The 19993-nt window shown below is 58.7% G+C and carries 20 protein-coding genes; 14 read left to right on the forward strand and 6 right to left on the reverse strand.

The window, feature by feature from the left end:
- Positions 1 to 4: 4 nt before the first annotated feature.
- The 7 genes from AC1XYH_RS18255 (at position 5) to AC1XYH_RS18285 (ending at position 5975) form a co-directional block, all read left to right on the forward strand.
- Positions 5 to 1288: an NAD(P)/FAD-dependent oxidoreductase gene (locus AC1XYH_RS18255; RefSeq protein ID WP_483324538.1), complete on the forward strand. Its 1284-nt coding sequence runs from the start codon at positions 5 to 7 to the stop codon at positions 1286 to 1288.
- Positions 1282 to 1827 carry a DUF3261 domain-containing protein gene (locus tag AC1XYH_RS18260; protein ID WP_483324539.1) on the forward strand — a complete coding sequence of 182 codons (546 nt, stop codon included), beginning with the start codon at positions 1282 to 1284 and terminating at the stop codon, positions 1825 to 1827. The genes AC1XYH_RS18255 and AC1XYH_RS18260 overlap by 7 nt, the downstream gene beginning before the upstream one ends.
- Positions 1812 to 3005, forward strand: coding sequence for a beta-ketoacyl-ACP synthase (locus tag AC1XYH_RS18265; protein ID WP_483324540.1), 1194 nt, complete (start codon positions 1812 to 1814; stop codon positions 3003 to 3005). The genes AC1XYH_RS18260 and AC1XYH_RS18265 overlap by 16 nt, the downstream gene beginning before the upstream one ends.
- Complete coding sequence (locus tag AC1XYH_RS18270; RefSeq protein WP_483324541.1) at positions 2998 to 3474, forward strand: hotdog family protein; 477 nt, start codon at positions 2998 to 3000, stop codon at positions 3472 to 3474. Before AC1XYH_RS18265 ends, AC1XYH_RS18270 begins: the two co-directional genes overlap by 8 nt.
- Positions 3471 to 4196 (forward strand): 3-oxoacyl-ACP reductase FabG, encoded by a 726-nt coding sequence (gene fabG / locus AC1XYH_RS18275; RefSeq protein ID WP_483324542.1) that lies wholly within the window; start codon positions 3471 to 3473, stop codon positions 4194 to 4196. Before AC1XYH_RS18270 ends, fabG begins: the two co-directional genes overlap by 4 nt.
- Positions 4196 to 5458 carry a beta-ketoacyl-ACP synthase gene (locus AC1XYH_RS18280; protein WP_483324543.1) on the forward strand — a complete coding sequence of 421 codons (1263 nt, stop codon included), beginning with the start codon at positions 4196 to 4198 and terminating at the stop codon, positions 5456 to 5458. The genes fabG and AC1XYH_RS18280 overlap by 1 nt, the downstream gene beginning before the upstream one ends.
- A 61-nt stretch (positions 5459 to 5519) precedes the next feature.
- Positions 5520 to 5975 (forward strand): excinuclease ATPase subunit, encoded by a 456-nt coding sequence (locus tag AC1XYH_RS18285; RefSeq protein ID WP_483324544.1) that lies wholly within the window; start codon positions 5520 to 5522, stop codon positions 5973 to 5975.
- Between the two features lie 36 nt (positions 5976 to 6011).
- Here AC1XYH_RS18285 and AC1XYH_RS18290 read toward each other — a convergent pair whose 3' ends face one another.
- Positions 6012 to 6683, reverse strand: coding sequence for a Rossmann-fold NAD(P)-binding domain-containing protein (locus AC1XYH_RS18290; protein ID WP_483324545.1), 672 nt, complete (start codon positions 6681 to 6683; stop codon positions 6012 to 6014).
- 163 nt (positions 6684 to 6846) lie between these two features.
- Here AC1XYH_RS18290 and AC1XYH_RS18295 point away from each other — a divergent pair, with 163 nt between their 5' ends.
- The gene (locus AC1XYH_RS18295) at positions 6847 to 7545 is read left to right on the forward strand and encodes a tellurite resistance TerB family protein (protein WP_483324546.1); all 699 of its coding nucleotides are present in this window, start codon (positions 6847 to 6849) and stop codon (positions 7543 to 7545) included.
- 2 nt (positions 7546 to 7547) lie between these two features.
- Here AC1XYH_RS18295 and cadR read toward each other — a convergent pair whose 3' ends face one another.
- Entirely contained in the window at positions 7548 to 7994 is a 447-nt protein-coding gene (cadR, locus tag AC1XYH_RS18300; protein ID WP_483324547.1) for a Cd(II)/Pb(II)-responsive transcriptional regulator, read from the reverse strand.
- 76 nt (positions 7995 to 8070) lie between these two features.
- Between cadR and AC1XYH_RS18305 the strand changes: the two genes are divergently transcribed.
- From AC1XYH_RS18305 to AC1XYH_RS18330, 6 genes are all read left to right on the forward strand, one after another.
- Entirely contained in the window at positions 8071 to 10260 is a 2190-nt protein-coding gene (locus tag AC1XYH_RS18305) for a heavy metal translocating P-type ATPase (protein WP_483324548.1), read from the forward strand.
- Positions 10261 to 10566: 306 nt separating this feature from the next.
- Positions 10567 to 10722 (forward strand): hypothetical protein, encoded by a 156-nt coding sequence (locus tag AC1XYH_RS18310; protein WP_483324549.1) that lies wholly within the window; start codon positions 10567 to 10569, stop codon positions 10720 to 10722.
- A gap of 89 nt (positions 10723 to 10811) precedes the next feature.
- A complete protein-coding gene (locus AC1XYH_RS18315; protein WP_483324550.1) occupies positions 10812 to 11624 on the forward strand; it encodes an alpha/beta fold hydrolase in 813 nt (270 codons plus the stop codon).
- Between the two features lie 70 nt (positions 11625 to 11694).
- A complete protein-coding gene (locus tag AC1XYH_RS18320) occupies positions 11695 to 12078 on the forward strand; it encodes a DUF2946 domain-containing protein (protein ID WP_483324551.1) in 384 nt (127 codons plus the stop codon).
- A 98-nt stretch (positions 12079 to 12176) separates the two neighbouring features.
- The gene (locus tag AC1XYH_RS18325; protein WP_483324552.1) at positions 12177 to 14342 is read left to right on the forward strand and encodes a TonB-dependent receptor; all 2166 of its coding nucleotides are present in this window, start codon (positions 12177 to 12179) and stop codon (positions 14340 to 14342) included.
- Between the two features lie 51 nt (positions 14343 to 14393).
- Entirely contained in the window at positions 14394 to 15896 is a 1503-nt protein-coding gene (locus AC1XYH_RS18330; protein ID WP_483324553.1) for a PepSY domain-containing protein, read from the forward strand.
- Positions 15897 to 15953: 57 nt separating this feature from the next.
- On the opposite strand, the gene AC1XYH_RS18335 is transcribed toward AC1XYH_RS18330, so the two are convergent.
- The 4 genes from AC1XYH_RS18335 to AC1XYH_RS18350 are packed head-to-tail and all read right to left on the reverse strand — an operon-like array spanning position 15954 to position 19897.
- A complete protein-coding gene (locus AC1XYH_RS18335) occupies positions 15954 to 18056 on the reverse strand; it encodes an LTA synthase family protein (RefSeq protein ID WP_483324554.1) in 2103 nt (700 codons plus the stop codon).
- 47 nt (positions 18057 to 18103) lie between these two features.
- Entirely contained in the window at positions 18104 to 18496 is a 393-nt protein-coding gene (locus AC1XYH_RS18340) for a diacylglycerol kinase (RefSeq protein ID WP_483324555.1), read from the reverse strand.
- The gene (locus tag AC1XYH_RS18345; protein WP_483324556.1) at positions 18486 to 19208 is read right to left on the reverse strand and encodes a lipopolysaccharide kinase InaA family protein; all 723 of its coding nucleotides are present in this window, start codon (positions 19206 to 19208) and stop codon (positions 18486 to 18488) included. Before AC1XYH_RS18345 ends, AC1XYH_RS18340 begins: the two co-directional genes overlap by 11 nt.
- Complete coding sequence (locus AC1XYH_RS18350) at positions 19205 to 19897, reverse strand: class I SAM-dependent methyltransferase (protein WP_483324557.1); 693 nt, start codon at positions 19895 to 19897, stop codon at positions 19205 to 19207. The genes AC1XYH_RS18345 and AC1XYH_RS18350 overlap by 4 nt, the downstream gene beginning before the upstream one ends.
- Positions 19898 to 19993 lie beyond the last annotated feature (96 nt).

Below are 19993 nucleotides of genomic sequence, written 5' to 3' on the forward strand. Positions count from 1 at the left end.
GCAGATGGAAAATAAGAACCTAACCGACGCAGCCATAGAACAGGTTGATGTAGCTATCATCGGTGCCGGGCCGGCAGGCGCTGCCGCGGCCGCCTGGCTGGCGCGCGAAGGTTTGCGTGTGCGGGTGCTGGAGCAAAGTGTTTTCCCGCGCTTCTCCATCGGCGAAAGCCTGCTTCCGCAATGCATGCAGTATTTGCAGGAGTGCGGTCTGCTGGCAGCGGCGGAGGCTGGCGGCTTTCAACATAAAGATGGTGCTGCTTTCTGTTGGCGCGATGAAACGGCAGCGGTACTGTTCACCGAAAAATTCAGCGCCGGCCCCGGCACTACTTGGCAGGTACCGCGCGCGGACTTTGATCAGCGCTTGATCGAGGGTGCGCAGGCGCTAGGTGCCGAAGTGCTGTTTGGCTGCAAAGTGATCGACTTTGTGCCGGATGCCGAGGCGCCACGGATTAGCCTGATGACGGCTGAAGGTGAAGCGCAACAACTACAAGCACGCTTTGTATTGGACGCCAGCGGTTATGGCCGAGTACTGGCGCGCCTCACCGGGCTGGCCTGCGACTCGGTGCTGGAGTCACGCTGTGCGCTCTTTATGCATGTGGAAGATCATATCGACACAGCTGATTACGACCGCAACAAGATTCTGATCGGCATTCATCCGCAACTGCCCAGCGTCTGGTACTGGCTGATCCCCTTTAGCGATGGTCGCGCCTCGGTCGGTGTGGTGGGAGACAAGGCCACATTGGAGCAAGCCGGGCTCGACGATGGTGAGCGGCTTTGGTCCATGCTGCGGCAAGAGCCACGCTACGCTGAGTTGCTGAAAAATGCGGTGCAGGTGCGCGACACCGGCCGGCTGGAAGGCTACTCGGCGGCGGTGAGTCAGTTGCATGGTCCGGGCTTTGCGCTGCTGGGTAACGCGGGCGAGTTTCTTGATCCGGTGTTTTCTTCCGGCGTGACCATCGCGCTGCATTCGGCTTGGTTGGCAGCACCGCTGGTCAAGCGTCAGCTGGCCGGTGAAACGGTTGATTGGCAAGCTGAGTTTGAGCTGCCGTTACGTGCTGGAGTCGATACCTTTCGCGAGTTCGTGATTGCTTGGTATGACGGTCGTCTGCCGCGCATTATCTTCAACGAACGCCAGCCTGAACGTATCCGCAATATGGTCAGCGCGGTATTGGCCGGTTACGCTTGGGATACCGACAATCCCTTGGTTGCGGCCAGCCGCCGGCGTCTGGACGCGCTGGCACAAAGCAGCACCGATAGCCGCTTTGATGTGATTGTCGACGCATGCTGATGCGCCGCTTCAGTTGTTTGCTGTTATTAACGATCTGGTTGAGCGGCTGTGCCATGCAGCCAGCGCCGGCGCCCGCGTTGGCGGCGTTACCTGTCGCACCGGTGCAAACCCTGCAATTGCGCTTTGTGCATGGTGAGCAAGAGCACGCCATGATCGGCGTTCTGCGACGTGACGCAGATAGCTTGCGGCTGGTATTGCTCAGCCCGCAGGGGCAGCGCTTACTGACCTGGCAGCGTGATGCTAACGGCGCACAGCTGCAGGCCGACGATTGGCAGCCACCCTTTGATGCTGACTGGCTGGGTAGCCGTCTGGCGTGGTCACTTTGGCCGGCAGACGCTCTGCAACGGGCGTTTTCAGGCAGCCGCTGGAGATTGGGTGGCAGCCCGGACGAACGGGCGATTTATTATCGCAAGCAGCTGATTGCCAAGGTTAAAATAGTCGGCGATTGCCGCCGAATTGATGATCTTGATGCCGGCTACCAGCTCACCATCACCGTGGCCGATGCCGCGCGGAAAACCTCTCCATGCCCGAATTTTTGAGCGCCTTGACCCAGCAGCCCTGTCGTCTGTCGACGCCGGCACTGGTCTGCTCGCTGGGCGACAATCTAGCGGATATCGCTCAGCGTCTGTTCAGCGGCGAGCGTGGCTTAACACCGACCGACAGCTTCACCCCCGGCCGTTCACTGCCGTTGGGCCTGGTGCACACCAAGCTGCCCGACATGCAAGCCTGGCCGGTTGAGCATCGCTCGCGTAACAATCAACTGCTGGCGGCAGCGCTGGAGCAACTGGCGCCCGAACTGGCTGCACTGCGCGCTCGGCAGCCTGCTGCGCGCGTCGGCGTGGTACTGGGTACCAGCACCTCCGGCATCGGTGAAACCGAACAGGCGGTGGCGCATTTTCAGCGTGACAGCGAATGGCCGGCTAGCTTCGTCTATCAGCGGCAAGAAATCGGTTCGCCCTCGGCCTTTGTGGCCGCGCATTTGGGACTCGATGGCCCGGCGTATACGTTGTCTACCGCGTGCAGTTCCAGCGCGCGTGCGCTCGCCAGTGGCCGTCGGTTGCTGGCGCTGGGGCTATGCGACGCGGTGATTGCCGGCGGTGCTGATAGCCTCTGCGCCTTGACGGTAAATGGCTTCGCCGCGCTGGGGGCCGTCAGTGAGCAACCTTGTCTGCCGTTCTCGGCCAACCGTTGCGGAATCAATATTGGTGAGGCGGCAGCGCTCTTTTTGCTGACGCCGGAAACCGGCGGCATCCAGCTAGCCGGTTACGGCGAAAGCAGCGATGCCCACCATATCTCGGCGCCGTTGGCGGATGGCAGCGGTGCGCTGGCCGCGATGACTGCGGCGCTAGCGATGGCGGGTATTACTGCGGAGCAAGTGGATTATGTCAATTTGCACGGCACCGCCACCACGCAGAATGACAGCATGGAGGCGCAGGCCATTCATGCGCTCTTTGCTGATCGCGTGCCCTGCAGTTCGACCAAGGCGCTAACCGGGCATACCTTGGGAGCTTGTGGGGCGTTGGAAGCCGCTTTCTGCTGGCTAGCGCTGCGTGAAGGCTACCTGCCGCCACAGATTAACGATGGCATAGTCGATCCAGAATTAGCTCCGATTCGGCTGGCCACGGCTGACGCCGCAACCTTGCACCGCGCACTGACCAACTCCTTCGCCTTTGGCGGCAACAACGCCACGCTGCTATTGGAGCGCACAGATGATTGAACTGAGCACACCCTGCCCGATTGCCCCCTATGTGCCGCACGCCGATAGCATGTGCTTGCTCGATACCCTGTTGGAATTTAACGCCGACCACCTGTACGCCGACATTTGTCCGCGCGCTGATGACTTGTTTGCCGACGCGCAGGGTATTCCAGGCTGGGTCGGTATTGAGTGGATGGCGCAAGCAGTAGCAGCCTGGTCTGGTGTGCAAGCCGTTGAAGCGGGCCAGCCTCCGGCAGTGGGCTTTTTGTTGGGCTCGCGACGCTACGAGGCCAAGGTCGCTTACTTCGCATTGGGTGAGCCGGTGCGTATTGAAGTATTCCTCGATTTTCGTGCCGACAATGGCCTCGGCGCTTTCCGCGGCCAGTTGCTCGATCAGCAGGGCCAGCTGCTGGCCAGCGGCACTTTGAATGTTTACCAGCCCGATTCAGCCGAAGCGCTGGCGGCGCTGCATAAGGGAGATATGCCATGACCGATACGATTTTAATTACCGGCTCCAGCCGTGGCATCGGCCAGGCGGTAGCGCTGCGTTTGGCGCGTGACGGCTTTGACATAGTACTGCACTGTCGCAGTCAGATTGAGGCTGCCGAAAGGGTCGCCGAGCAGGTTCGGGAGCTGGGACGAAGCGCCCGCGTGCTATGTTTTGACGTAGCCGACCGTGCCGCCGCAAAGGCGGCGCTGGAAGCGGATGTCGAACAGCATGGCGCTTACTACGGTGTGGTCTGCAATGCCGGCGTGACCGCCGACGGTGCCTTCCCCGCGCTCAGCGATGACGACTGGGATAGAGTGATTCATACCAATCTCGACGGTTTCTACAACGTGCTCAAACCGCTGATGATGCCAATGATTCGCCGCCGCAAGGCCGGGCGTATTGTGGTTATGTCGTCCGTCTCCGGGGTAATGGGTAACCGTGGGCAGGTCAATTACAGCGCGAGTAAGGCCGGCTTGATCGGCGCGGTGAAAGCCTTGGCAGTGGAATTGGCCAAGCGCAAAATCACAGTCAACTGTGTGGCGCCCGGTCTGGTCGAGACCGAAATGCTGGACGAGCAGATCATTAGCGAAGCCATGAAGGCGATTCCTATGCAGCGCACTGGCACTGTCGAAGAGGTCGCTGCCGCAGTGAGTTTTCTGTGTTCGGCGGACGCGGGCTATATCACTCGGCAGGTGCTGTCGGTCAATGGAGGTATGTGCTAATGGATGGCAAAGCGGTGCGCGCGGATGGCCTCGGGCGTCGGGTCGTAGTGACAGGCATGGCAGGTTTTTCGCCGATTGGTAACGACTGGGCGAGCATCGAAGCTAATCTGCGGACGATGCAGACAGGCATACGCCACATGGATGACTGGGCCGAGTACGAGGGTCTGAACACGCGCTTGGGTGGTCCGGTCGCACCTTTTGAGCTGCCTGCGCAGTACACCCGCCGCGCGATGCGCAGCATGGGTCGGGGTGCGCGCATGGCGACACGGGCCAGTGAGTTAGCACTGGCGGATGCCGGGCTGCTCGGCGACCCACTGGTCGGCAGCGGTGACATGGGTATCGCTTACGGCGCCTCCGCCGGCGAGCCAGACGCCGTGGCCGACTTCGGCAACATGCTGATCAACAAGTCTACCGATGGCCTCAACGCTAACTCCTACATTCGCATGATGGCGCACACGGCGGCGGTCAATATCGGTGTGTTTCTTGGTGTGCGTGGGCGCATTCATACCACTTCTAGCGCCTGTACCTCGGGGAGTCAGGGTATTGGCTACGCCTATGAAGCGATTCGTTTCGGCCGCCAGAAAGCCATGATTGCCGGCGGCTGCGAAGAGTTGTCGGCCTCGGAGGCGGCGGTGTTCGATACCCTGTTTGCCACCAGTACCCGCAACGATGCACCGCATACCTCGCCGCGTCCTTTTGATACCGAGCGTGATGGTTTGGTAGTCGGCGAGGGTGCTGGGGCGCTGATTTTGGAAGATTTACAGCACGCACTAGAGCGCGGTGCGCCTATCTATGCCGAAGTCATGGGCTTTGGTACCAACAGCGATGGACGGCACGTGACCCAGCCGGATGCCGAGATGATGGAGCGGGCGATCCGCATGGGGCTGAGCGACGCTAATCTGCAACCGGAGCAGATTGGTTATGTCAGCGCGCACGGCACCGCGACTGATCGCGGCGATGTGGCCGAGAGCAAAGCCACCCATGCGGTGTTTGGCGGCAATACGCCAATCAGTGCTTTCAAGAGTTTTACCGGCCACACCCTGGGCGCCTGCGGTGCGCTGGAAGCCTGGGTAGCGATCGAAATGATGCGCGCCGGCTGGTTTCACGCGACCGCCAACCTGGACGCGCCGGACCCGGATTGCGCCGCTTTGGACTACATCCGCGATGAAGGCCGCGCGCTGCAGTGTGAATATGTGATGAGTAACAACTTTGCTTTTGGGGGCATCAATACGTCTCTGATTTTCCGGCGCTGGGCGGCGTGAAGTAAACCGGCGCATGCTTGGGCGATGCGCACTTATCAATGATCGATTAGAGGGACTAAACATGAAGAAAGGAATGATCACCACAACAGCGCTGGCATTGACGCTGGGCCTATTGAGCGCTGGCAATGCGCAGGCGCGCGACACCAAGCTGATGCTGTCTGTTGAAGAAGCCATGAGTTCAGCTGACTTCCAGGAAAAACTCGACCCTAGCATTACCTTCAGTTTTGGTGGTCTGCCCAATGGCAAGCGTATCGGCGAGCGCCACGGCAATTACATCAGCAACAAAAAGACCAATGCCTTCGGCAAAAGCGATGAAGAGGCCTGCCGCTGGGCATTGCTGTCGGCGTTGCTAAGCTTTCAGGACCGCGCGCGCAGCGAAGGCGGCGACGCGGTGGTTAACCTCGAGAGCTACTACAATGCGAACCCGATGATCTCCACCACTCAGTTCGAATGCCATGCCGGCGCCATAATGGCCGGCGTTGCGTTACGTGGTGATGTGGTCACGCTCGCCCCTTGATCCAGCGTTGCTGAAATAAGCGAACATCCTCCGGCTTCAATGCCGCCGGAGGATGGCGTTGGATTCGATCACCTGTTTGCCTACTGGCGCCATCAGCGCCGCTTGCAGCATCGCGGCTGCCACGTCGCTGGTTTTCACCGCACGGAAGCGTTTTGGGATAACCGGTTTGAAACTGCGCGACAGCAAAAGGCCAAACACTTCGCCAGGACGATTCTCAGGGCGCGGCCCGCCATCCAGTAGGGAAGGTCTGACCAGCGTCAGCGAACGAAAATCCATTGCCGCCAGATCCTGCTCTACTTCGCCTTTTACTCGCAGATAAAACGAACCCGAGCGCGCGCTGGCGCCGAGCGACGAATTGAGCACGAAAGTGCGGGTGCCAGCGTGCAAACAGAGTCGCGCCGCCCCACACACGTACTCCCTGTCTACCTTACGAAAAGCGTCTTTTGAACCCGCCTGCTTGAGCGTGGTACCCAAGGCGCAGAGCGCCGCATCGGCCTGCCACCAGTCGGCCTCTTCTGGTAATGCACTGAAATCGACCTGCGGGTTAAGCAGGTGCGCGTAGTGGGTTACCGAGACAGGTAGCGGGCGTCTGGTTGGCGCGACCACCCGAGCAATCGCTGGGTTGGCCAGTGCTTGACGCAAGACGTCCATTCCCACAAGACCGCTGCCGCCTAACACCAGCAACGTCTTGCCCTTGGTTTCGTCCATGGGTACTCCCCCAATTGAATTGTCAGCTTCAGTTAAGTCTAGTGTGGTTCATTCTCTTGTGTACCGTTGGACAAATGCGGCAACAACTTGCTCAGTCTTCCCTGGGAGTCTTATTGCTGTCGTTGAGTCGAACGGTTAATTGCCAACGAGTTGGGAGAGCGGGATGAACACAGGTGGATTGCTTGATCAGTTGTTGAAGGCGGGTAGCGGAATGTTGCAAGGCAGCCAGAATGGCGCCGCATCGCAAAGCAACCAGCAAAGCGGCGGCGGTAACAGCCAGTTGGGCAGCCTGTTGAGCGGGGCAGGTGGTGGTGCGTTAGCGGCAGGTGCCATTGGCATGCTGCTTGGCAACAAAAAGGCGCGCAAGTTTGGCGGCAAGGCGATCAAGTACGGTGGGTTGGCCGCGCTCGGTGTGGTCGCTTATAAGGCGTTTAACACTTGGCAGCAGAATAGTCAGTCTGCGCCACAAGGCCAGCCGCAAACCGTGGACCGGTTGCCAGCTCCACAGGCCGAGCAGCACAGCCACGCGATTCTGCGTGCGGTGATTGGAGCCGCCAAAGCGGATGGCCACGTCGATGATCGCGAGCGTGAGCTGATTGATGGCGAAATAGCAAAGCTGACCAACGATGTCGCGATGCAGCAGTGGTTTGATCGTGAGTTGAACAAACCATTGGATCCGAGCGAAATCGCCAGCGCGGCCAGTACGCCGGAAATGGCCGCCGAGATGTATTTGGCCAGTGTGCTGATTGTCGATGAAGAGAGCTTTATGGAGCGCAGTTATCTGCAGGAGCTGGCCAGCCAGTTGAAGCTCGATCCGGCGCTCAAGGCGGAGCTTGAGAAAGAGGTGCGCCAGGCCGTTTGAACTTAGTGGCCGTGGCTGCGGCCCACGTGCGAGTCATCTTCGCTGGCTTGCACCGCGCCACTGGTTTCCAGCTGCTGGATGATGCCGCAGTGATCCACATCGCTGGCGCTGCGGCAGCGATGGCGTAGTTCTACCAGTTGGTCACGGAGCTGACTAAGGTTCTGCAGTCGGCTGCTGACGTGCTGGATATGCTCATCAATCAGGCCGTTAACATCACCGCAACTGGCCTCAGGCTGCTCACGTAAGTTGAGCAGCTCACGGATTTCATTTAGCGTCATATCCAGCGCCCGGCAATTGCGGATGAACACTAGCTGCTCAAGGTGCCGGTCTTGATATTGGCGATAGTTGCCCTCGCTGCGAGAAGGCTCGGGCAACAAACCCTCACGTTCGTAGTAGCGCACGGTTTCCACCGCGGTGCCGGTTAGTTCGGCCAGCTTGCCAATTTTCATGTTGTGATCCTCCTGCTTGACTCTGTAGTGGCTACAGGGTTTTTACTGTGCCTCACAGTTACCCGGAGAGTCCAGTATGACAGGCCAAGATCATTCCCATTCGGTTGAGCAGAGTTGCTGTAGTTCTGCGAGCTCAGCGCCGGCGGCAGCGATTGGCGCGGCGGCCGGCCAGCAGCTTAGCCGTATTCGTATCGAGCAGATGGACTGCCCAACCGAAGAGGGGCTGATTCGGGGCAAGCTCGAAGGAAACGAAGGCATCAGTGAACTGCACTTTAATTTGCTGCAACGAGTATTGACCGTCGCGCACGACGAAAGCCGGCGTGATGACATCTTCAAGGCGCTGCGCGAACTTGGCTTCACCCCGGTATTGGTGGATGCAGATAGCCCACCGCCTGAGCCGGCTGCGGCTAAACCTTGGTGGCCATTGGCGCTGGGCGGGTTTGCCGCGATGACGGCAGAAGTCTTGCATTTTTCCGGGTTGGCGCCGCAATGGTTGATCGCGCTACTGGCATTGGCTGCTATCGCTCTCACGGGCCTGAGTACGTACCGCAAAGGCTGGATCGCACTGCGCAACCGCAACCTGAATATCAACGCGCTAATGAGTATTGCGGTGACTGGCGCGGTGCTGATTGGTCAATGGCCAGAAGCTGCGATGGTGATGGTGCTGTTCGCCGTCGCTGAGTTGATTGAAGCAAAATCACTCGATCGCGCACGTAATGCCATCAGTGGTTTGCTGGCGCTAACGCCAGAGCAGGCGAGGGTGCAGCAGCCAGACGGTGGCTGGCTGCTGCTGGATGTCGCGGGCATTGCCGTGGGTGAGCTGGTGCGCGTGGCACCGGGCGAGCGCATAGCCATGGATGGTCAGGTCAGCAGCGGTCAGTCGACGATTGATCAAGCGCCGATTACCGGCGAAAGTTTGCCAGTGGAAAAGACACCAGGCGATGCGGTGTTTGCCGGCACCATCAACCAAACCGGCGAGCTGGAGTACCGGGTCACCGCAGCGGCGGGTCAATCGACACTGGCGCGTATCATTCACGCAGTGGAAGAAGCACAAGGCGAGCGCGCGCCAACCCAACGTTTTGTTGACCGCTTCGCGGCTATCTATACCCCGGCGGTGATGGTGCTGGCGCTAGCGGTGGCTGTGCTGCCGCCCTTGTTTTTCGATGTGCTCTGGTATGACTGGATCTACCGCGCGCTGGTATTGCTGGTGGTCGCGTGCCCCTGTGCATTGGTGATTTCCACGCCCGTGACCATCGTCAGTGGGCTGGCAGCTGCGGCGCGCAAGGGCATCCTGATTAAGGGCGGCGTGTACCTGGAACAGGGGTGCCAGATAGGTTTACTGGCGTTAGACAAGACTGGAACCCTGACCCAAGGTCGCCCAGAGCAGACTGACTTTGTGCGGCTTGAAGCAGCAGCTGAGCTGTCGGTAGAGCAGTTGGCAGCCAGCCTTGCGGCGCGCTCCGATCATCCGGTATCCCAGGCCATCGCGCGTCAGGCAGCGATGGCTGCAGTGAGCTTGCTGCCGGTCACCGACTTCAGTGCGCTACTGGGACAGGGCGTGCGAGGGCGGCTGGAGGGTTGCACCTACCATCTGGGCAATCATCGCCTGGTGGAAGCGCTGGGGCTGTGTTCGCCGGCGCTGGAAGCGCAGCTGCAGACGCTTGAGCAACAAGGCAAGAGTGTGGTGGTGCTATGCTCGCCAGAAGCGCCGCTGGCGCTCTTTGCGGTAGCCGATAAGGTTAAGCCGAGTAGCCGCGAGGCGATTGCCGAATTGCATGCCATGGGGATCAAAACCCTGATGCTCAGTGGCGACAATGCCCATACGGTTGCGGCGATAGCGGCGCAGGTAGGCATTGATGAGGCCCGTGGCGATCTGTTGCCCGAAGACAAGCTCGGTGTGATCGCCGAGCAGCAGGGCGGTGGCCTAAAAGTTGCCATGGTTGGCGATGGTATTAACGATGCTCCGGCACTGGCCAAAGCAAATATCGGCTTTGCCATGGGCGCAGCGGGTACCGACAGCGCTATTGAAACGGCTGACGTGGCGCTGATGGACGATGACCTGCGCAAGATTCCGCAGTTTATCCGCCTGTCGCGGCAGACCATGAGCGTGTTACGACAAAACATAATACTGGCGTTAGGCATCAAGGCCGTGTTTTTGCTGATTACCCTGCTGGGGGGCGCGACCATGTGGATGGCGGTCTTTGCCGATATGGGGGTGAGCTTGCTGGTGGTGTTCAACGGCATGCGTCTGCTGCGTCAGAGCTAGGGTGTCATGCCGTTGTTTTGTTACCGCGCTGTCTGTTTAGGCTGGCGCGGGCGCTTAATTGAGCGGTGAGTAGGCAGCGCAGGCTGAATAGAGTGTGTCATTTGTGAGACAACCGACCAGCGGCAATAGGCTTTAGGTTGCCGGAGTCTCTAGCGTTGCGTCATTTATGCGGCGCTCCATGGCTCACAGGGTCAGTTATCTGGCGCTTAAATACTGGACGATCTGCGCTTTATGCAACAAACTGTTGTCGCTAAACAAAAATAATATTTCTCGTTCTGCGCAAGCTGAATGAAGGAGACAAAAAGCATGATTAAGTCTGGTTCTTCGTGGTTCATCCCAATGACGCTGGCCCTGGTGTTTGGTGCCGCTTCACTCTATGCGTCATCCCAATCGGCGCTGCCAATGACCGGCCTGTTTGATGCGCCCGTGGCCGTTGTTAGTGATATCTTCAGCCGCTTCTGATCAGATTGTTTCGCGTGTAGCGCGCTCTGTTTAGGACCGACGCTTAATCTACCCCACGGAAACGGGGCTGGCCCCGGTTATGGATAACAATGAAGGTTCAGGCAAACGGCGTGTCCAACGAAGTCTATGTGCGCGGCGCCGGACAACCGGTGCTGATGCTGCATGGCAATCCTGATAGCCACGTTATGTGGCTCCCGCTGATTGCAAAACTACGCGGAAACTACCGTTTAATAGTGCCAGACCTGCCAGGGTTTGGTGCCAGCAAGACTCGCGCAGACCACAGTGAAGTTACCTTGAAAGGCATGGCAGAATGGGTCGCCCACCTGTTGGATGCCTTGGATGTGGCTCGCCCGGTAGACTTGATCATGCACGATTTTGGCGGGGTTTATGGGCTTGCTTTCGCCACCACCTACCCCGAACGTGTACGCCGACTGGTTATCACTAATACCGTATTTCAGCAGGATTATCGTTGGCACTTTTGGGGACGAGTCTGGCGCAAGCTACAGCTGGGCGAATTGGCCATGGCGGTGATGGGTATCCCCGGACTGGGCAAGACACTGTTTGCCGCATCGTTACGCAAGGGCGGGCCAGGGCTGAGCCAAGAACAGATCAATGAAGCCTACCGACGTTTTACCCCCGATGTGCGCAAGCAGGTATTGCGCCTCTACCGTGCCACCGATCCAGCCAATTTCGCCGGCTGGGAAACCCGCATGCTAGCCGTGACGGCCCAACACCCGACTTTGGTTCTGTGGGGGCAACGTGATCCCTTTATTGCTGCGCGTTACGCCGAGCGGTTCGGTGCGAGCAAACTAGAGCGTTTTAATGACGTGGGGCATTGGGTAGTGGTTGAGGCGGCTGACCGGGTGGCCCCCCTGATCGATCAGCATCTGCAGGACAGCTAAAGCTGACTGCGACACTGTGTACCCGTGATCAATATTCCGCGCTTTAGAATGCGCTGCTAAACTTGCCCGCATGAAACTATCCCGCTCACAACGCTCACTTTTTGCCTGGCTGCTGTATTTCAGCATCCTGTTCAATGTGCCGACCTGCGGTCTGCTGCATGGACAGATGTCGGGTATGCAATTGAGTGGGGTGGGCATTGTGTTCTGCTCGCTCGGCTACGGCAGCAGCGTAGACCTGAGCGCCGATGACGGTAGCTCCACTAAGACCAGCATGATGGCTTTCAAGTGTCCGGTGTGTGGCAGCGTTACTGTTTCCATCGCCCTGCTATTTGCGCTTGCTTGGCTGCTGACGTTGCGGCGTGACCGGCCCCAGCCCCAACGGCAGCAGGTGCCGCGTTTGTATCCGCGTTATGCCTGGCCGCCGGCCAACCCCAGAGCTTCGCCACTGTTCTGACTTTCCCACCGCCGCGTGGCGGTATTAATGCTCTCGATCTACCTGCGCACGCTGCACAGCGAGGTGATCGAGCCATTGGATTAGTCAGGAATTACCTCATGAAACAGTTTTTTCTTCGCTCTACCGGCGCGTTGCTGCTCTGCGCGCCTGCCTCTTATACCTTGGCTCAGGATGCACTGGAGCTGCCGACTCTTAAAGTCATTGGCACCCAGCAAAGCGCCGTCGGACTGCAACTCGATGTTCCGGCGGAAACCGGGTCAAGGTTAGACATTACCCCGCGTGAAACACCTGCTTCTGTTTCCGTGGTCAGTCGCGAGCAGATCAGCGCCCGTGGCGCGGAAAATACCCAGGACATTCTCGCCAGTATTCCCGGTGTAACTGCGGCAGCGCCGCCGGGCTCCGCCGGATTTATCTCTTGGCGCGGCTTCACCAGCTCGCAGGTGACGCAAATGTTCAACGGTATCGCGCTGCAATACGACGCTATTGCCGCGCGCCCGGTGGATAGCTGGATCTACGACCGCGTCGAGGCGATCGGCGGCGCATCGAGCTTTCTCAATGGCTCGGGTGGGGTTGGCGGCTCGGTCAATTACATCAGTAAACTGGCCGACCCTAATCAGTCTTTTGTTGAGGGACGGATAAAATACGGCAGTTACGACAGCAGTGAGCTGGCGCTGGGTTTGAACCAGCAACTAAACGAAGGCCCGGTGCGTAACACCTTGCGGCTGGATATCAGTCAGACACAGAGTAAAGGCTATGTCGACCGTGAAGAGCGCAGCGCCTTTACCTCGGCCCTTTCGCTGCGCACCGACTTCAGCGAGCAGCTATCGCATACCCTGGCGCTGGAATACCAGAATGAGCAGGTCGATAGCCCCTATTGGGGCACCCCGGTACTGCAACCGATTGGCGGCGAAATGAAGATCGACGAGAGCCGCCGCTTTGAAAACTACAACGTAGAAGATGGCCGCTACGAGCAGCGGGTGCGCTGGCTGCGCTCGATCACCGAATACTGGGTCAGCGACCAGACACGGCTGCGTAACACCTTCTATCACTACAATACCGAGCGCAATTACCGCAATCTGGAGCGCTACACCTATACGGCGGACAACAGCCAGATCAGCCGCTCGGGAGCCTATCAGCAGCGTCATGATCAGGAGGTCAACGGCGACCGCGTAGAGCTGCTACACAATAGCCGCTTGTTCGACCGCAAGAGCGATTGGTCGCTGGGCTTGGATTACAGCCACAACGTGCAGACGCGTTACCCGCGCTCGATCTCGGCAGTCTATGACGTTGTGGATCCGGACAACTTCGACCCCGGTCATTTCTACGACATTTCCGGCATGACGCCAGGCCATGAGCCGCAGCGCAGCAACGAGCTGAACACCTGGGCGCTTTATCTGGAGAACCGTACCGAATTGACCGACCGTCTGGCGCTGCTCACCGGCCTGCGGCATGACTGGATCGACCTGCAGGTGACCAATCATCAAACGTCTTCGGCCAGTAACCCCGCCAAATTTGGCCAGACTTACGAGCCAACTACTGGACGTATCGGGCTGGTCTACGATCTAACGCCAGCAGCCAATGTTTATGTGCAGTACAGCACCGCAGCCGATCCGCCAGCGGGTGTACTGACCACGGCCAGTTTCGGTCAGGTGCAAGATTTTGATCTGACCACGGGCGAGCAATGGGAAGTAGGCAGCAAGTTCGACTTTCTTGATGGGCGTGGCTCGGCCACCGTGGCGCTCTACCAGATCACCCGCAAGGATCTGGTCACCAATGACCCGAACAACCCCGGTGAAACCCTGCCGGTGGGCCAGCAATCATCCACCGGGATCGAAGTAGCCGGCTCGCTTTGGGTAACGCCAAAGCTGTTGGCCGAAGGAAACTTCGCTTGGGTAGACGCCGAGTACGACGAGTTCAATGACAGCGTCGGCGGCGCCAGTGTGTCGCGTTCTGGCAACAGCCCGAGCAACGTGCCAGACAAGGTCGGCAACCTCTGGTTGACCTACGACGTCGCACCGCGCTGGCAGTTGGGTGTGGATACCCGCTACGTCGCCTCCGTTTACGCCGATGCAGCCAATACCCTGTCGGTACCGTCCTACACGCTCTTTGGTGCCTTTGTCGGCTATGAACTGGCGGAAAATACGCAGCTGAGCCTGCGCGGACGCAATCTGACCGACGAGGTTTATGCTCGTAATGCCGGTTCGACCATGCTGTACCTCGGTGCGCCGCGAACCTTCGAAGTCGCTTTGCAAACCCGCTTCTGATAATCAAAGGAAGCCAGCAGGTGCGCTGCATCTGCTGGCTGGGAGAGGGTGATGAAACGCTATTTATTCTTATGGCATCGTTGGTTGGGGATAGTGCTGTGCTTGTTCATGGCCATGTGGTTTATCTCCGGTGTGGTGATGATGTACGTCGGCTATCCCAAGCTGACCCCGCGTGAGCATCTGGCGCATTTGCCGCCGCTAGAGACCACCGGCTGCTGTATCAGCCTGGCTGAAGCGCAGAGCAGCGCTGGCCACGAGCAGCCGCCCGATAGCATGCGGTTGACCAGTTTGCGCGGTGAGGACTACTTCGTACTGGGCTATCGCGGCGCAATCGATGTGGTTATCAACGCGCGTACTGGCGAGCGGGTGAACTCGATCAGCGCAGTTCAGGCCATGCAAGCGGCGCGACAGTTTGCTCCGGATGTGGTGTTGCGAGCAGATGGGCTGGTGGATGAAGACGTTTGGACTCATTCACGCGCACTGGATGCGGATCGGCCGCTGTATCGCGTGCAGCTGCAGGATGTTGAGCAGCGTCTGCTGTATATCTCCAGCCGCACCGGCGCTGTGGTGCGGGATGCAAGCCACAATGAGCGAGTGTGGAATTGGGTGGGCGCCTGGATTCATTGGCTCTATCCGCTACGGGGCAATTGGCTGCAAGGCGCTTGGCATAATACGGTGGTGTATCTGTCGTTAGCCGCGACCGTCATGGCGCTGTTGGGAATGTGGCTAGGCATCATTCGTTGGCGTGGCAAGCGGTGTTATCGCAACGGCTCGCACTCACCCTATCAGGGCTTGGCACGCTGGCATCATGTGGTGGGTCTGGGCGCGGGGGGCCTGCTGGTCTGCTGGATTTTCAGCGGTTTGATGTCGATGAATCCCTGGTCGGTATTCAGTCGCACTGCGCCGTTGAATGTCGCTGCCTATGCTGGCGGCGAACTCATTCCGCAGGCGTTTACACAATCACCAACGCAGCTGCTGCAGCAATTTCAGGTCGACGACTTTGTACCAGTGGAGCTGACGTGGCGGCGCGTGGCGAGTGAGCCGGTGGTCGTTGCGCAAAACGCCAGTGGTGCGAGCAAGGTGGTGTTAGGCGCAGGCCCGGTTATGGAGCGGCTACCTGCAGAGCTGCTGGAGCGTGCTGTTGGGTCCATCAGGCCAGCAGGTGAGGCACACCAAGAGTGGCTTAACGCTTACGACTTTTACTATTACGCGCGCACTGCGCACAGCATGCTCGGGCATTTGGATAAACCGCTGCCGGTGCTGCGCGTGCGCTTTGACGATGAAGCGCAGACCTGGCTGCACATCGATCCGCGCAGTGGTGAGATTCTGAGTCAGGACGCGAGTGGTCGACGGCTGTCGCGGGTTCTGTTTGCGCTGCTGCACAGTTGGGATTGGTTGCCGTTGCTGCAGAATCGTCCGTTATGGGACGTGCTGATGATTGGCTTCAGTATCGGCGGTCTACTGATCAGTCTGACCGGAACGGTGATGGGCTGGCGGCGATTGCGGCGTAAAGCGGTGCATGCCAAAGCACGGCAGCGCAGTTCGCCGCCTTAACCCTATGTGTCCCGGCCTGAGCCTTTACTGCTGTTCAGGCCGGGTATTTGGCTGGAATCAGGGTCGGGGCGGCTTTGCGTCAGAGGAAATCTGGCTCTTCGACACGGTCACGCCAACCCGATCATCCAGCAACGCCTGGGTTGCTGTCTGCACGTAGGCTTCTAGTTGCTGTTGCCAGTCTTGGAGCTGCGGAGCGTTAGGCAGTAGGGTGGCTTTGGGTTCGGCGCCTAGCTGATAGCGGTATGCCTTGGGCTCTTCGTCGCGCGGCTGGATCACCACCTCATCGCCCCGAATGATGCCCACGGTCTGACCGCCGCCCGACGGCTTGATGATGCCAACGCCTCGATCGTCCGCTAGCAGACTGAGTAGATCACGTCCCCAGCACTGGTGCCGTACCTTGCCGCCCAGGCGGCCCATGATAGTGGGCACGATGTCTACTTGGGTGCCAACGATATCGTTCTGCTCGCCAAAGCGTTGGTTCATGCCGGGGGCGATCAGCAGCAGCGGTACGTGGAAACGCAGCAGGTCTAGCTCAGTCAGCTGTTGTGGCGTACCAAAACCGTGGTCGCCGACGATCACAAATAACGTCTGGTCGTAATAGGGCTCATCTTTGATTTGTTCAAAGAAACGGCCCAATGCCCAATCGGAATAGCGCATCGCGCTCAGGTGCTCGTCGGTATAGCTGCCCTGACCAGTTACTTCGTCGACCGGCAGCGGGTTAGGTAGCGCGTAGGGAGTGTGGTTCGACAAGGTCTGCAGTAATGCATAAAAGGGGCGCTCTGGATCGAGCTGGTGCAGCTCGGTGACGGCACGATCAAACATATCCTGATCGGACACGCCCCAGGTCGGATCTGACACCACCGGGTTCACATAGTCGTTGCGGCCGATAAAGCGCGTCATGCCCTGATTGCCAAAGAAACCACGCTGGTTATCCCAGGCAAAATCACCGTTGTACACATACAGGTCATTAAAGCCGCGCGCGCTGAGTAACTGCGGTAGGCCGGAGAACTGGTGGCTCCCCTCTGGCTCCTGCATCAGGTACTCGAAGGCCGGCAGGTTAGGGAAGCAAGCCATGGTGGCGAACATGCCCTGATGGGTATGGGTGCCGTTGGAGAAGTAACGGGTAAACAGCAGCCCTTGCTCGCTTAGCTTGTCGAACTCGGGTGTAATTTGCAGCGGCGAGCCGAGTGCGCCAGTGTAATAACCGGCAAAGCTTTCCATCAGGATCACCACCACGTTACGGATCGGCAAGGTGCCGTCCTCAGGCGGTTGATAGTCGCGGCGTACCGGGGCTAGATCAGGTTCCACTAATTGATCATGTGCACCCAGTATCATCTGCCGAGTAGTCTCGGTGGCCTGTTCTGCTGGCATTAGGTCGAGCCAGGCATTGTTGCGGTGGTCGGAATACTGCGCCTTGGCGGCGGAATAAAGTGTCAATGTTGGAGTTAGCCCCAACTGGTTGGCAAACATCGAGTTGGTGGTAAAGGCGTCACCCCAGCGTAGCGGTGGCCCTTGGCGCAAGGTGCCACGCGCCAGTACGGTAGAGCCGAGCAGCAACAATACAAGTACAGCTAACCGGGCAGTCAACGCGCCACGTTGAGTTAGACGAGCGCTGTTAGCCACTGCGGATAAGCGTGTGAGGCGATCCAGCCAGCGGAACAGGCTGAACATCAATAGCGATAGCGCCGCCAGTGCTAGCAATAAGCGCACTACCGGAAAACCGTACCAAAGCATGCGTAGCACGGTGGCCGGGTCTTCTTGCAGATACTGGAAAACCAGCGCATTCAGGCGCTGGTGAAATTCACGATAGAAATTCAGCTCGACCACGCCAAGCAGGCTGAACAGGATTGCGGCTAGGGTCAGCCAGAAACACTGCAGGCCACGTAACTGCATTAGCCGGACGCTGAAAAACGACAGAATCAGTGGTGCCCCGGCGATGATGACGATGCGCATGTCAAATCGTAAGCCGTTGTAAAAAGCTTCGCAGAGGTCGCGCCATGAGGCGTCGGCCGCCAACTCCCAGTTGTACGCTAACAGCGCCGCACGCAAGAGCGTGAGCAGAAGAGTAAGGGCAAATAGCGACGATAGGACAAACAGCAGCTGGCTACGCAGGCCTACTGTCGGCTGATTCAGATCAGCCGTACTACGGGGAGCACGCATGAATAAAAGAGCTTCCAATTAAGGTATGGGCCAAGCAGGCCCAGGGGCTAGATCAATATCACTAGCCAAACGGTCAGTATCATCAGTAGTGAGACCAACTGAGCAGCGCTACCCATGTCCTTGGCTTGCTTGGATAGCGGGTGCAGCTCGAGCGAAATGCGATCAACCACGGCTTCTATGGCCGAGTTAAGCAACTCCACTATCAACGCGACGAAAACCACTAGCAGCAAGACTGCGCGTTCCAGTGCGCTGACATTCAGCAGGCAAGCCAGCGGAATCAGCACAGCACTGAGTACCAGCAACTGACGGAAAGCGGCCTCACCGATGATCGCCGCGCGCAAGCCTGCCATTGAATATCCTGTGGCCTTGAATACCCGGCTGATGCCGCCACGGCTTTTCAGCGCCAAGGCGTCATCACCGGGTGTTGGGTCAGCTGGCATCGATGTTTACCTCAGGTTGCAGTTGCGGGTTGTGGTAGTACTTCAGTAACCAGGCCCAATCGGCTTGCGGCATGGCGCCGCGGCGGCGGTAGAACTGGGCCAGGTCATGTTGCATAGCTTTATGGCGGAACAACCGACGGCGGCTTTTTTCCAAGTCCAGTAGGGCCACCGCCGGTTGCTGGGTGTTCAGGCTAATGTACACGTGTTTGCTGTACAGCGAGCCGTGCTGCAGCTTGCCACTGTGTAATCTACGAAGTACCAACGCCATACGATGTAGCACCGTCTGGCGGGCAGCGTCTTCCAGCTTATGGGCGTGCTCGGAATACCAGTCATCCAGACTGACGAAGCCGCTCAACTCTTCGGTGATCAGCAGCGCTTGCCATTGTCCGGCTATTTTGCGCGCGGCGCAAAATAGCCGCTTGGGCACCAATACGCCCAGTTGCTCACAGGCAATCAGTGCTTGTTCTTCACGCAGCACCGTTGGTAAGCCAAAGGGGTGGCGCAGGGAGTGAAAAAGATGGCCGATCTGACGCTTGCTGTAGAGCGGTGGTTTACCGGGCTGCAGTGGCGCGAGCAACTGCACGCCGCTTTCACCCCCGCGGCGTTGGTTTTTTTCCTCGACCCATTCGCCGTGCATGTTCCACCAGCGCTCGAAAACAGACGGCTTGGCTTTGGTTAGTAGACCGCCTTGCGGCCAGGATAGGGCGCTCATACGTTCACCTTGCGCAGCACGTAAACACGCCACATGGCGTAGCCGGGTAAAAAGTCGTGATGATTGAGAACCCTGAAGCCGGCTTCTCGAAACTCGCTCTCAATGGTTTCGCGGCGCACCACAAAGCGGTTCTGATTTTCCGAGCGATTACCCCTTGCGGCCCGACGTGCTTCCAGCTGTTTGCGCTTCCAGGCTTTGTAGTTGCCGTCCACCCAGAGTGAGATCACCAGCGTGTCGCGGGTAACCCGGCAAAGCTCGCGCAGCATAGCCAGGCGGTGCTCATGGTCGGCAACGTGATGGATCAGGCGCATGCAGAAAATGTTGTCGACGGCGTTGTCGCCCAGATCGATATTAAAAGCCGATGTTTGAAAGGTTTTGACCCGCGCAACGACCTCAGGAGATTGACCATTCAGTGCTGTTTTCAGCATGTCGGCGGAGTTGTCGGCAGCCAGAATCACGCGGTTAGGCGTTTCTGCCAGCATCGACCAGAAGCGTCCCGCGCCGCAGGGCAGATCCAGCACCAGCTTGGGTTCGCCAGCGTCCTTCAGCGCGCGCCGCGCCAACTGCATGTCACGCCAGCTGGACAGTCGACGGGATAGCCCGTTCTGATGCTTTTCCAGATAATGGGAAGCGTGCTGCTGATCGTACTTGTCGGAGAAGTCCAACTTGATCGCTTTTAAGTCTGGCATCACAAGGCCCTCGGAGAGTTCATGTGGGCCAGACTACGCAGCGGTGGGTCAAGCGCTTGTCAAAAGGATGTGAAAAATATGTGAAACGGCAATCGG

This window comes from Pseudomonas sp. GW-45 (assembly GCF_056896675.1).